General features: G+C 44.4%; 6 protein-coding genes. 2 read left to right on the forward strand and 4 right to left on the reverse strand.

Going from position 1 to position 14,493, the window contains the following annotated elements; genetic code table 11:
• Window positions 1-66: 66 nt before the first annotated feature.
• Window positions 67-2,811 carry a T9SS type B sorting domain-containing protein gene (locus ACRHOZ_RS02825; RefSeq protein WP_431122138.1) on the forward strand — a complete coding sequence of 915 codons (2,745 nt, stop codon included), beginning with the start codon at window positions 67-69 and terminating at the stop codon, window positions 2,809-2,811.
• Between the two features lie 11 nt (window positions 2,812-2,822).
• Here ACRHOZ_RS02825 and ACRHOZ_RS02830 read toward each other — a convergent pair whose 3' ends face one another.
• Together ACRHOZ_RS02830 and ACRHOZ_RS02835 are read right to left on the reverse strand one after the other, a co-directional pair.
• On the reverse strand, window positions 2,823-3,122 hold the full coding sequence (locus ACRHOZ_RS02830; protein ID WP_431122140.1) for a hypothetical protein: 300 nt from the start codon (window positions 3,120-3,122) through the stop codon (window positions 2,823-2,825).
• 188 nt (window positions 3,123-3,310) lie between these two features.
• Window positions 3,311-11,629: a T9SS type B sorting domain-containing protein gene (locus tag ACRHOZ_RS02835; RefSeq protein WP_431122143.1), complete on the reverse strand. Its 8,319-nt coding sequence runs from the start codon at window positions 11,627-11,629 to the stop codon at window positions 3,311-3,313.
• Window positions 11,630-11,775: 146 nt separating this feature from the next.
• Here ACRHOZ_RS02835 and ACRHOZ_RS02840 point away from each other — a divergent pair, with 146 nt between their 5' ends.
• A complete protein-coding gene (locus tag ACRHOZ_RS02840; RefSeq protein ID WP_431122146.1) occupies window positions 11,776-12,894 on the forward strand; it encodes a PQQ-dependent sugar dehydrogenase in 1,119 nt (372 codons plus the stop codon).
• A 6-nt stretch (window positions 12,895-12,900) separates the two neighbouring features.
• Here the strand turns inward: ACRHOZ_RS02840 and murQ are convergent, their stop codons facing one another.
• Together murQ and ACRHOZ_RS02850 are read right to left on the reverse strand one after the other, a co-directional pair.
• Window positions 12,901-13,713: an N-acetylmuramic acid 6-phosphate etherase gene (murQ, locus tag ACRHOZ_RS02845; protein ID WP_431122148.1), complete on the reverse strand. Its 813-nt coding sequence runs from the start codon at window positions 13,711-13,713 to the stop codon at window positions 12,901-12,903.
• Between the two features lies 1 nt (window position 13,714).
• Window positions 13,715-14,464, reverse strand: a complete 750-nt coding sequence (locus ACRHOZ_RS02850) for a DeoR/GlpR family DNA-binding transcription regulator (protein WP_431122150.1) — start codon at window positions 14,462-14,464, stop codon at window positions 13,715-13,717.
• Between the last annotated feature and the right edge of the window lie 29 nt (window positions 14,465-14,493).

Here is a 14,493-nt window from a genome sequence, read left to right on the forward strand (position 1 = left end):
TATATTTAGAGTTGATAGCTATTTACTTTCATCACTATACGAAAGGAATAATACTCCGATTTCGCTATGAAAAGAACACTTACATTGCTCATGGCATGTTGGTTTGGATTGGTGTGCGCTCAAGATAGGGAGGCGGCCATATGGCATTTTGGCCAATTTGCAGGTCTGGACTTTAATAGCCTTGTTCCGCAATCCTTGGTCGGTAGCAGCATGGACACCTATGAAGGTTCTGCAACCATTGCTACGGAAGAAGGGAATCTTCTTTTTTATACAGATTCAGAAGTCGCTTACAATAGACTACACAGGCGCATGCCAGGAAGTAGGGCCTTATCAGGGAGTAATTTCAGCACCCAATCCTCGATTATTGTTCCCAAACCGGGATTTCCAAACTTCTATTATCTATTTATAACGGATGATTATGAAACCGTCGATACCATTATCTGGAATGGCGATGGACTCAATTTTTTTGAAGTAAACATGACGGGGCCAGGAACAATTAGCAGCCGCGGGGCGCATTTAATCACCTATGATCCCGATAACCGGTTTGAAAGAGCATTGAAATGTTCCCAAAAACTTACAGCTGTCAAGGATCCCTGTGAGGATGTTTATTGGGTGATTGCGCACTTTCATGATAAATTCTATTCATTTAAAGTGGATGAAAATGGAGTTAACGAAACTCCCGTTATATCACAAGTAGGTCCACTAATGCATTTGGGAGCCTATTCCGGGAATGCCAAAGGGCAGATAAAGTTGTCTCCGGATGGAACCAAACTGGCCATGGCCAACTTTATGAACAATGTGGATCCCAGTGGACACTCTCCAGGTAGTCTGTACCTTTTTGATTTCGATATTTTGACAGGAGCAGTTTCCAACGCCCAACAACTGATGGATGATGACTTTGTCTTTGCGTACGGGGTGGAATTCTCTCCAGATTCCAAGAAATTGTATGCTACAGTAAGTAGTTTCAATAATGGTGATGTTCCCCCTAGCGGGCATGACAATGACGGTAGTATTTTGGTCCAGATAGATTTGGAGAGAAACAACGACTACCAAAGGATAGCTGAGTCTCCAGTGGATCCCACAGCCCTGCAGTTGGCCATAGACGGAAAAATTTATGAAGCGAATGTCCAAAGACGTCACTTAGGGGTAATCAACAATCCAAAGGAGCTTGGAGCTGCCTGCAATTACGTGGAAGACGGTTTGCCTATTGGAAACACCAGCTGGAAAGGACTTCCCTCCTTTGTCCAGTCCTATTTTCAAGTTCGGGTAGAATATGAGGAAGCCTGTGTTGGAGATAATACAAAGCTCTCTACCAACTATCTCCCGGACCCAGATAACATTGCCTGGGATTTTGGGGACGGATCACCTATTTTGAACACTGTGGATAAAGCGCCAGAGCATATCTATTCCGTCCCTGGTACCTATCTAGTTACAGCCACCATTACGCAAGGCGCGGATGTGGAATCTTATACCAAGGAGGTCGAAGTAACTGCTTTACCCTTGGCAAATCCCGCCCAATTGGTTCAGTGCGATCCCGATGGGGACGGATTTTCGGAATTTAACCTCTTTGAAGCCGGCTCCCTGATCAATGCAGCAGAAGGACTCACATTTAGCTTTCATGATTCCGAACGCGGGGCAAGAGGTGGTTCCAGTCCGGTTCCAAATCCTGAAACTTATTCCAATGCCTTGGGCTCCCAACTTTTTGTGAGAGTTGAAAATGAATTGGGATGTTTTGGTGTTACTACTTTGGATTTAAGCGTTGTAAGTACGGCCATTCCCAGTGATTTCAATATAGAAGTAAAAGCATGCGATGATGGTGTAAATGAAAATTACACCGATGGAGTGGGAACTTTTGAATTCAGCAGTGCCACCAACACTATTCTTGCCTTGTTCCCTCCGGGAAGTAATTTTGAGGTCAGCTATTATGCTTCTGCGGAAGATGCCTTGTCAGAGTTGGAAGCCATAGACCCAATGCGTTATAGAAATGTACTATCCCCTGGTCAGCAGAATTTATGGGTGAGGGTGGACAGTGAAGACCAAAATGCCTGTATTGGACTTGGCCAGCACATTACATTGGTGGTGGATGAAGGACCAATTTTTGATTTGGACTCCAGTTTGGAGGTCTGCCAAAATCAGTTGCCATATTCCATTGGTCCAACGAATGTTCAAGATGTATATACCTATGAATGGATGGATGCCGATGGAAACATTTTAAGTACAAGCCAGACTTTTGGTATTCCACAGGAAGGAACCTATACTTTAAAGGCGACCATGACCGATGGAACTGGATGCGAAGCTTTCAAAACCGTGGAAGTCACAACTATAGAACCCCCAGAAATTTTAAACGTAAATGTTGATGGATTGGTGAGCTTGCAGACCACGGCCACTGTGGAATTGGCAGAATTTGGAGACTTTGAGTTTTCGGTGGATGCGCCGTTTGGGCCCTTCCAGCGAAGTCAAGTGTTTGAAAATGTGGCTCCAGGTATTCATAAAGCCTATGCTAGGGATATTAACGGCTGTGAGGTGGTGGAATTCCAATTCTCCGTCATAGGACATCCCGCTTTCTTTACTCCGAATAACGACAATGTGAACGACTATTGGCAAATACAAGGCATCAGTGCAGATATCCAGTCCGGTTCCATTGTTTATATCTTTGATAGATACGGGAATTTCCTAGCTCAAGTAGATCCCGCTTCCCCGGGTTGGGATGGCAGCTGGAACGGTCAGCCCTTACCTGCTTCGGATTATTGGTTCAGCGTTTCTTTGGAGGATGGTCGGTCTTTCAAGGGTCATTTTACCCTAAAGCGATAGCCTGAAAGGAATCAATTCCCAGATAAAAATTCCCTGATTTCTATGTAAAATGCCTCCCGGGCCTCGGCGGAATCATCATTCGGGTGCAACAAGAAGTAGCTCAATGTTTGATTTTGGCAGAACTCGTCCAAATTCCGCTTCCCCCAAAAGTGATAGCTCAACAACAAGGTGTGATAGTCAATCTTGTAGGGTTTATGTTTATCTCCGTATCCGTTGAGATATAGGTTCAAAAGAAACAGGGAATATTCCAAGGTTTTTGTTTCGATAGGCAAAAAAGAGGGTAGTTGCAGGTCAAATTTGTTTGAATCCATTGTGGTCCTGAATTTAAGATTTGGATTAGTAGTCAAGACCCAAAAAACCATAAAGCCCAACAATTTACTGGCCAAAAGCTATTTTGCGCATATACATTGAATAAAAAGAGGCGAGGTTATAACTCCTATCAAAATAATTCTGCAAACAGAGTCTTAGATAAGTAAATATAACAAAAATTGGATTACACCTACCTGTATAAGGTGAAATGTCCTACGTACTGTTGTTTTTCCCTATCATTAGCGTAGACGACGTACCAATAATCCCCAGTAGGAAGTGGATGTCCTTCATAGGTACCATCCCATTTTTGTACCTGATCAAGCCTGGCTATCACCCTACCGTAACGGTCGTAAATAATCACATCTATATTAGGGAAAAACTCTCTGTTTCTAGGATACCAATTGTCATTCATACCATCTCCATCAGGTGTAAAGAACGGAGGCATTTCCGGCATTCCCTCAAAATCAAAAGCCATCATAAAGTTGGCCTCGCAGCCATTACGATCACGAACCATAACATTGACATTGGCATCTTGGTTAATGGTAAAGGTATTGGTCTCCCCAAAGGATTCACCTTGGAAGAAATATTCATACCCTCCGAAACCTCCGGTTGCAATAGCCTTAATTTCGGTAGGTCCTGTTTTGAGTACTTCCAAAGTCAATGGTTCATATACCTCTATTTCAAACTCAACAAAGGTTACACAACCATTTTGATGGTAGATGTAAACCGTATGCTCGCCTTCAGGAAGATCACCAAAGGTTCTTTGCTCCGTGGCCAAACTAATATCGTCCACATCCAATGAAAAGAGTAGGTCGTTGAGCATGGAATCATCAGCAATGGAAACCGTGGCGGTACTATAGGGGAAGATTCCCTCACAACCATACTCCACAATAGGTTCAGCCATCAATTCAATACCAAGTCCAATATCTACAGTAACATTGGTTTGACAACCATTGGAATCTCTTACGAAGACCACATAAGTTTCACCCCCTTGAAGGTTATCAAAGAACAAGCTGTCGTTTTGCTCAAAGTCAGCATCATCAGCAGAATTTACACTGGTGAAATAGGGTGCTGTACCACCTGTGACCTCCAAGGTCATGGTACCATCCATATCCCCCAAACAAACTTCAGGAGTTGTTGAGGCAACCGCTGCAATCAATTCCATCGGCTGAGTTATTTCTACCGTTCGGGTAATGGTACAACCCAAATCATCCTGAATGATCACATCATAGGTTCTTGGTGAAAGATCATCAAATGTCTTTCTATTTGGATTGGCTGGATCATCGCCCTCAAAAAATTCACTTAAGGTATCAGAAATGGAATAACGGATGGCTCCTGTTCCTCCACTGGCCTCAATAATAATCTGTCCATTGGTATCACCATAACAGGCTACTGGAACGGCTTCCAGGTACTCCAATACCAAGGGCGGTTTTGGTTCTATAACAATGGGGTCGGATATGGCCTCACATCCCCCACTCTGCGCATATACATAATAGGTTCCAGGTAATAAGTCCCTAAAAATGCCTGAGCTTTGCGCAGATCTTACCGTTGTTGCAGGTGTAGGTACTGGAGGTGTATTTGAATTCAATAGGGTATAGATATAGCTTCCAATACCTCCAAATGCTTCCGAGCGGATAATCCCCGTTGCTTCCCCAGCACAATTGATGGTTGCGTTGGTCAGATCAAGAGCTATGACCAAAGGCGCTGCAGGATCCAATGAAATCTGATTGGATTTCTCAAACGGACAGCCGTTGGAATTCTGAACGTCATATTGGAAAGGTCCGGGATCAATGGTAATGTCGGCGGCTATTTCAACGCTGCTCAATCCAGCTCCAAAAGGAGTAAACGGATCGGATGTTCCCGCTCTTCTATAGAAGTAATCCACACCTACTTCCGGGTTGGTCACGGTCAATTGCATCCTACCCAAATCCCCACAACCTGGAGGCTGCAGCTCCACCAATTCCGCGATCACAATTTCTGGGTCTTGAACGGTTATCGGAACCGTGGTGAAACTACAATTCCAGCCATCAAAAATGGTAATGGTATAGTCCCCGGCAGACAAGTTGGCAAATGTTGGAATGGTCTGAAGTCCACTATTGGTTCCATCCGTTATCCTGTTCAATTGATATAGATAGTTCCCTGGACCTTGTCCTCCCGCCATATTGTAAGCTTCAATGATTCCATCATTGTCATTGTTACAACGCAAGGGTTGAACCACCTGAATATCTGCTGAAATTGGCACTGGCAATGGCAGGTTAATGGTTGTGCTTTCCTCACAGCTCCTAAAATCGCGGATATTTACCGTATAGGTTCCCGTTGACAAATCTTGGAAGATAGGATTGGTATTGGGATAATCTACCAACACGGTAACTCCATCGGGAGCAATCAATTGGTACTCATAGGTTCCCCAACCTCCATCGCCAGTGGCCGTAATTTCCCCAAATCCAGGAACATTACAAGTCACCTCAGTAGTTTGCACCGCTGTTACGGTAAGTGGTCGGTCCGGAGACCTAACGGTAACCACATTACTAATCACATCACAATATGGATCATCCAAAGCTTCAATATGAACTACCAGGTTTCCAGCAGGCAAACCAGAAATAATCTCAGGGCTGTTGATCGGGGCATTGGTGTCAAAACTACCGGTTACTCCAGTGGTGGTTTCCACCCCTGAATTATCCCTGGAGAAGACTTCATAATTATAAGTACCGCTGTAATTGTTGATTGCCAAACTGATTTCACCATCGTTTCCATTGAAACAGGTTACCGGTCGTACCTCAGCTATGACAGCCTCAATGTTATTGTATTCTGGCATGTTGATGGTAGCGGTCAAATAAGAACAACCTCCACTTCCTATGTCCGTCACTGCAAAGATGTAATCCCCTGGAGTAGAAATGTCCCAGGTTACCCTATCGGTTCCGGACGAACTTCTGGCAGGTTCGGAACCTAGGGGTAAAATCTCAACTTCATAGTTTCCTGGCCCTTCATTGACAATGATTTCGATAAATCCAGGGTTAACTCCACTTCCAGAGGCATCACAGGATATAGGTCCTACATTATAACTAAAGGTGATATCTGTTGGTGTATTGATATTTACCGTGGTAGTTTCTTCACACCCACTCTGGTCCCTAGCTGTCAAAATGAAGGTTTGGTTAGTACCGTTGTCAATAACTTCAAAAACATTACTGGTCTGGAAGTTGGTGCCATCAAACTGAGGGGTACCGTCGTTTAAGCTATAGGTATAGGGTCCTGTTCCTGTAGGCGTTCCTGTTCCATCCCCATTGGTATCCGTGTAAACGGTTATTGTGGCCGTACTAAACTGATTGCTGGAAGGGTTACAGCTGAATTCTGTGTGAATGGCATCTACCAACAACAAAGTGGGTTCTGCTATGATCACGTCTCCAGAACGATCTGTACAACCTCTATCCGAAACCACTTCCACTTGATAGGTATCTGGTGTAAGATTATCAAAGACAGGTGATGGTTGTGGACCAGCAATCACCGTTGCGCTAGCTCCATCATAGAGAATGTAACTCAACGGAGTATCTGTATCCGAACCGGGTTGAAGTTCTACTGAAATGGTGCCATCATCAGCTCCGTTACAAGAGATATCCGTACTTGGGGTTGCTGTAATCACCGGAGTATTCACAGTTGAAACATTCACAATGGCTTCGTCAGAACAAAGCGGAGCGGTATTAGAGCTTAAATCTGTTACCAAAATGTTGTAATCCCCTGGCATTACATTGGTGAACACATTGGAACTTTGGGCCGGTCCCACATTGGCCAAGGTCCCTGCATCCCGCAATTGGAATTCGAAGTTTCCACTACCCCCAGTGGTATTCACGGTAATCTCTCCATCACCGGCATTACAGGTAGGGAATGAAGTGGCATCCGCGGTAATGGCAAAGAAATCGAACACATCCGCATTTACTGTGTTGGTACATCCATTACCATCCCTTACGGTAATTACATAGCTTCCCGGGTTGGGAACCACAAAATTGACGCTGGTCTGGTATCCACTACCAATATCATACATAAAGGTTTCATGTGGCAGTCCAGAACCTGTTGAAATAGGTGAAAGTACTTCAATCTGATATCCACTGGTTGCCGTACATTGATTTGTGACATCAATGGTTGGGTTTGGTACTCCGGCCTCTTGACTCACAGTTGCAGTTGTCATGGCTGTACAGCCGTTGGCATCCTGCACATAAAAATCATAGTTGGTCGGGTATGGCCCTGGTATTTCAAAAGTAGTATCTGTATTGAATACGGTTGGAGCAGGGTCTCCTGACGGCACATAGGCATATCCGAATGGAGTTCCTGAACCAATACCTCTAACAGTTACAAAGGCCCCAGCATTACAGGTTGCCTGTACATTACTATCGATAACAATGGATGGGGAACTAAAATCAATAAAGACCAAGGTACTTCCCGTACAACCGGTATTGTTATCCGTTACCAAAATCTGATAGTTCCCTGGCGCCAATCCAGTGAATGTATCATTGAAAGGAATGGCCACATTGTTGTGTGGGGTTGGGCCTGTAATAGTGGCTCCCGTATCTGTATTTTGAAGGGTAATGGTTAAATCTGCGGGGCTTGCAATTCCTGTTACTTCGTAATCAATTGCACCACTTCCCGCTACATTACAGGAGGCCGTTGTAGCTGTAGCTGTTACAGTTACTGGACTTGGAGCTGTAATCGGATCAATTTCCTCTATGTAAGTACATCCCAAGGCATCCCTTACCTCTACAAAATAGGTCACTCCAAAGGTCACCACTGCGGAGAAATCATGGATATCAACACCATTAACATTGGCTAGTACAAAAGTAGGGTCACCCACCAATCTAAATTCATAGGGCGCCGTACCTCCAGTGGCTTGTACACGATAAGAAATGAAAGGATCGGTACAAAGGGCCGGTGGTGGATCTAAAGGAATCAAATCCAGAGTATTTTGATCAATCACCACTGGGTCCCTGTCCTCACATCCTGTGGAATCCGTGGTCACCACGGTATAGTTTCCAGCAGGAAGATTTGGGAAATTGACCGTTGTACTGGCGGTTCCCATGGAAGATGCCACTAAATTTCCCGCAACATCAAGTAACACATAGTCAAAGGGAGCAACACCATTATTGATGGTGGTTGAGATTGAACCCAATACCGATCCGGCCGAGCAGACTGCAGGAGACGGCGTAGCTGTCGCATCCAAGGCAGCGCTTCCGCCAATAGTTATATCGTAAGCTGGGCTAACACAGCCTCGGCTGTCCCGAATAACAAACCCGCCGTGTGTCCCAGGTCCATAACCCGAGAAAATATTTTGTGTTCCGAAAGTCGCTCCATTATCATTACTGAATTCATACGGAGGAATTCCCTGGGAGGTATCCGGAATCAGTTCCACAATACCACTATTGGGGTCACCACATTGTGTGTCCGTTCCTACCACCGAACCGGCAATGGTCTCAGGTGGGGTTATGGTAATCACGTTGGATTCTGTGGTACATCCCTGGGCATCGGTAATCATAAATTGATAGGTGGTATCCGAGATGATAGAACCATCATTGGGAACATTATATACAAAGGAAGTTCCCGTAATATTGTTGTTATCAGAAGTATAAGGTGCTCCATTGATGCTGACTTCGTAAATGTCATAATCTCCTCCTGAAGTGTATCCATTGGAAATGTTCACCTGAATCTGTCCTGGAGGTCCTGCACAATCCAACTCCTGAATGGTTACCGCGGTAGCCATTACCTGAGGTTCAATGGTCGCGGAAACGGTGTCTCTACAATCGTTGGCATCCACCACTTCTATGGTATAGTTGCCCGGAGTAAGACCAGAAAATGTATTACTGGCCCCCAAAGCTCCCCCATTGATACGATATTGATAAGGTGCTGTACCCAATGTTGCATTGACTACTATGGTTGCTGCGTTAAAGTTATCGTAGCAAAAGTCGGAAGCACCTAAGTCCAATGTCAAGGTAGGGGCTTGCAATGAGGTTAGCGTAAAACTATCTGTAACAGTACAACCGTTGGCATCAGTGACACTAACCTGATACAAGCCGTCTTGGGAAAGATTGGAAAAAACCCTTCCATTTTTTGGACCACGGGTGGATCCATCAGGCTGGGTCAAGGTATATCTATTACCGCCCCAACCACCAACAGTGTTGATTCGTACGGAGCCAATGTTTCCATTCTGACAACTCATAGGGGTAACATCCAAACTGGAAATGGCGAAAGCCGTTGAGGGCTCTTCAATGGTAAGGGTAGCCGTATCCGTACAATTGGTATCCTCATCGGTTACGGAGATCACATAATTACCTGCCGCCAAACCTGTAACAGGAATTATGCCCGCGTTTTGCCCGGTAAATAGCGGCCCACCATCAATGCTGTAGCTATAGGTGGTGTTGAATCCATCAACCAAATATCTTCCTTCCCCATCAGAATCACCTACACAGGTAACCACTTTGGTCTGTTGGGCTTGAACCCCAATGGAACTGATATCGGTTATGGCATAATTTTCATCGTAGGAACAACCTTCATTGTCGGTAACCCTAAAGGTATATGTTCCCAATCTCAGTCCGGTAAAGGTATCATTGGTTCCATTATTGACTGCGCTTGCCGCTGGAGCAATAATTTCATAGGTGTAAGGCCCGGTACCACCTGTTACTACAAGACCAACACTTGCAGTTGTGGTTATACAATCCAAACTGGAAATGGTAAAGGCTATGTCGGTAGGTTTGTTCAGGGTATTGAATACAATATCCGGTAGGGGTTGCACACAACCATTGGCATCCCTCACCAAAGGGGTATAGGTTCCAACCCCCAAATTGGTAAATACGTTTCCAGAACCAAATCCAGCACCAACGCTATACTCATAAGGTGCTGTACCTCCTGAGACACCAGAAATGGTAATTTGGCCCCCATTTTCGTTCAAGCAGGTTGGGGACGAATCCGGTGTTGCCGTGGCGCTAATGGTAGAAGGCGTACCTACGGTAGCAGTTTGTGGTGTCGTGGTACACGAAAAGGAATCTTGCTCATATCGCAAAACGATATCATAGGTGCCTGGAGCCAAGTTGGAAAACACATTACTAATCTGATAGTTGGCACCGTTGTCAATACTGTACTCTATCTCGTATCCAAATCCGTTGGTTACATTTATGGTTATCCTTCCATCATTTGCTCCACCACAGTTGGCGTCTTCTTCAGTAAAGTTGAACAAGGGTGGTGGTATGTCCTGAACGTCCACAGAGGCCGTTCTTTGACATCCGTTGGCATCTTCCACCAAAATATTATAGGTGGCAGCGGAGGTAACGGAAAAAGTAGTAGAACCTGTATAGGTAGAACTGAATGGACCTCCATCCACACTATAGCGATAAGGGGCGGTACCTCCTGAAGTGCTTAAATTGACATCTACCGAAGTGGCTCCACAGCCAAAACTGTCAGAAGCCGTTGCAGAAACATCCAAAGGACTAATACCACTACCTATTTCGATAGGCCCTCCACCGGTAACCGTTGTAATAGTCTCGGAACAGTCATTGGTATCCACCCGAATGGAATAGGTCCCTGGACCAACATTTGCAAAGGTGTAGCTGTCCGAGGCATTGGGTCCAAAGGTATCAACCGTAATCCCATTTTTTATTAGCCTGTAGGTAAAGAATCCTGGAACACCGGAAACCTGCACGTCCACACTTCCCAACTCTCCACTACATAGAATATCATTGGCGGTGACATCCACTGTAATATCCAAATCTTGAACATTAACGGTATTGGACGGGAAGACACAGGCACTGGCCGACACATTTTTCAAACGTACCCACACCCTATAATTCCCAGCAGTGGTTACATCAAAGAAAGGATCATCCTGATACGGCCCTGTAGCACCACTTATGCTATATTCATATCCGGCCGGTACATTGGTTACTTCCACCCTACCCGGATTCCCACAGATGATATCTTCGTGAATCAATTGGGGATCCAATGGGTTCAAGGTGGATTTGAAATAAAAATACTGACCTGAATCCACTCGTACCCGAAATTCACCAGCAGACGACAAACTATAGGTTGCTCCTGTCCCTACGGTATTCCAACTACATGCTGCATTAATGGTTGGACAATCATCTACAACAGTTGGGGCACAAGTGTTGGTATCCAATTGTTGCCATTCATAACTACTGCCGGATTGACTTAGGGTTAAATTTCTGATATCACTGGTTCCACATAAGAAGAATTTGGCCAGTGTACTACCATCATTGGGGCATATCACCTCCTCATTGGCTCCCTGAATAATTGTCATGAACATGGGAGCAGAAGCGGTAATTGCATCGTGTGCCCGAACCTTGGAGGACTGTACCTCGGTTGATTCAGTTTTTTTGGCTTTACTAGTTCCAGAGACAGCATCTACCACCTTGGCAAATACCTTATTCACCTCTGTTTTTGCAAGTACTGTGGAACAAAAAATTGATATAAACACCAACAGCACGGCATATAGCAAATGCCTTGTTTTCTGTGGGAGCATAGGTTAAGTCTTGTTATGGTAGAATACGTCAGATTTGGGGTCTTAATATTCTAGATTGTAATTGTCTAAACTTATATTTTCTCGTTATCTTTCGACTACAGAAAGTCGCAGTTCATCTATAAAATCTATAATTTCAACGTTAAATTATGAAAAAAAGTGCCATTCTTCCTTATTTATTCGTTGTAATGCTTAATACATCTTGTGCCCAAAATTCAGATAAGGGCATAAATCTTCCCGAAAGCATTGATTTTACTACACATTTGGTAATTCAGGACATTCAAAACCCTTGGGGTATGGCATTTTTGCCAAATGGGGAAATTCTTGTTACCGAAAAATCAGGGAAATTATTCCATTATAAAGATGGAAATACCACTCAAATTTCAAACATTCCGAACATTTATGTCCGTGGACAAGGTGGGTTTTTGGATATTGAACTACACCCCAATTATGAGGAAAACGGGTGGATTTATTTTTCCTATGCATCTTCTGAAGGAAATGGCAAAGGTGGCAACACTGCAATTTCCAGAGCGAAGCTTTCGGGCAATCAACTTACGGATCACCAACTCCTTTATAAAGCCGAACCTAATACAACCAAAGGACAACATTTTGGTTCCAGATTGGAATTTGACCGAGAGGGATACCTGTACTTTTCAGTAGGAGATCGTGGAAACAGGGATGTTAACCCGCAAAGCATAAGGAGGGATGGTGGAAAAATCTATCGCATCCATGATGATGGCAGCATTCCCAAAGACAATCCTTTTGCAGATAAGTCAGGAGCGAAAACCGCAATCTTCAGCTATGGCCATAGAAACCCGCAAGGTTTGACACTTCATCCCAATACCGGTAAATTATGGGAGCACGAGCATGGTCCCCGGGGAGGTGACGAAATCAACTTGGTTCAAAAAGGCAAAAACTATGGCTGGCCGGTGATTACCTACGGCATTAACTATAGTGGTACAAAAATCACCGATGAAACCTCCAGGCCAGGTATGGAACAACCTGTATATCAATGGACACCCTCCATTGGCCCCAGTGGAATGGCCTTTGTATCTTCGGATAAATACCCTAAATGGAGCGGAAATCTTCTGGTAGGTTCCTTGGCCTTTCAGTATCTGGAGCGTTTGGTCATTGAAAACAACAAAGTAGTCTACCGAGAGAAATTACTGGACGGCATGGGTCGTGTTCGAAATGTAAGACAAGCCCCGGACGGTTTTATTTATGTTGGGATAGAAGGAAAAGGAATCTATCGTTTGAATCCCAAATAGTACCCACTATTTCAATGCCTCGATAGCATTCTTTACCGAGCCATGCTCTTTTAAGGCCTTTTGCGCTTCGGCATAATCCAATCCAAGGGCTTCCACTAGGTAGCGGGTACCACGATCTACCAACTTATTGTTGCTCAGTTGCATGTTTACCATTTTGTTCCCTTTCACCCTACCGGCGCGAATCATCAAAGCAGTGGAAATCATGTTCAGTGCCAGTTTTTGGCTGGTACCACTTTTCATGCGGGTACTCCCGGTCAAAAATTCCGGTCCCACGTTGATTTCGATGGGAACGTCAGCCAATTGCGCCAAAGGTGACCCTGGGTTGTTGGTAATCCCGCCCGTTAGAATCCCATGTTTTTTGGCATCTGCAATTCCGCCTAAAACATATGGGGTGGTTCCCGAAGCGGCAATACCCACTAAAGAATCATTGGCATTGATATTATATTCCATTAAATCTTTCCAAGCCTGTTGGGTATCATCCTCTGCATGCTCCACAGATTTACGGATGGCAACATCGCCTCCCGCCATTAGACCTATGACCCGATCATGCGGCATCCCAAAGGTGGGTGGTATTTCCGAAGCATCCAGAATTCCCAACCGACCGCTGGTACCGGCACCTATGTAAAACAGGCGCCCTCCCTTTTCAAAACGTTCCACAATACCATCAATAAGCTGGGCCAATTTGGGCAATACTTGCTCAACAGCTTCCGCAACTCCCTTATCTTCTTGGTTGATACCTTCCAAAATTTCACTGGTGGACATCTTTTCCAAATGATCATGGTTGGAAGAACGCTCGGTAATTTTGATATAATCTGTCATATTATAATAGGTATAGGTCTTGATTTTTAAAACTTTCCAATAGCGGATGTTCCGGTTCCAATTCAGTAATCATGGTATTGATCATATTTAAATCACAGGTTTTGAACCGGTGTTGCGAATTCAATTTTTCTGAAATGCACAAAAGCACAGTTTTTTTGGAAGCCTGGATTACCGCTTTCTTGGTTTGGACAATATCCCAGTCAAATTCCGTTAACCCAAATGCTGAGTCCACATAGCCAGTTCCAATAAAGCCATAATCCACCTTTATTTGGGATAGATTATGAATGGCATTGGAGCCGATGGCTATCTGAGAATTTTTAGACAACATCCCCCCAATAAAAATGGTCTCCACATTGGGTTTCCCCAAAAGTTCCATGGCCACAGGAAGACTAAGGGTAAAACAGGTCAAGTTAATCTTGGTTGGTAGCAATCTTGCCAATTCCAGGCAAGTTGTCCCCCCATCAATTAGAATAACACTGTTCTCTTTTAAAAAGGAAGTCGCCTTTTGGGCAATCATGATTTTTTCCTCCAAGGCGTAAACATTGTTTCTGGCAGGGCTATGGTTCGCAAATCCAGTAGAAACTGCGCCTCCATGAACCTTGACCAACTTGTTCTCTCCATCCAACTCCTTGACATCCCTTCGAACCGTGTCTATGGAAACATCGAGTTTTTCTGCCAAATCGGTGAGCAGAACCCGGTTATGAAGCTCCACTTCATTTAAGATAGTATGCTGTCTTTCCTCTTTAAGCATGTAAGCAGCGTGTTAATTCAAGATCAAAT

The organism is Flagellimonas flava (assembly GCF_050617915.1).
GTDB lineage: Bacteria > Bacteroidota > Bacteroidia > Flavobacteriales > Flavobacteriaceae > Flagellimonas > Flagellimonas flava_A.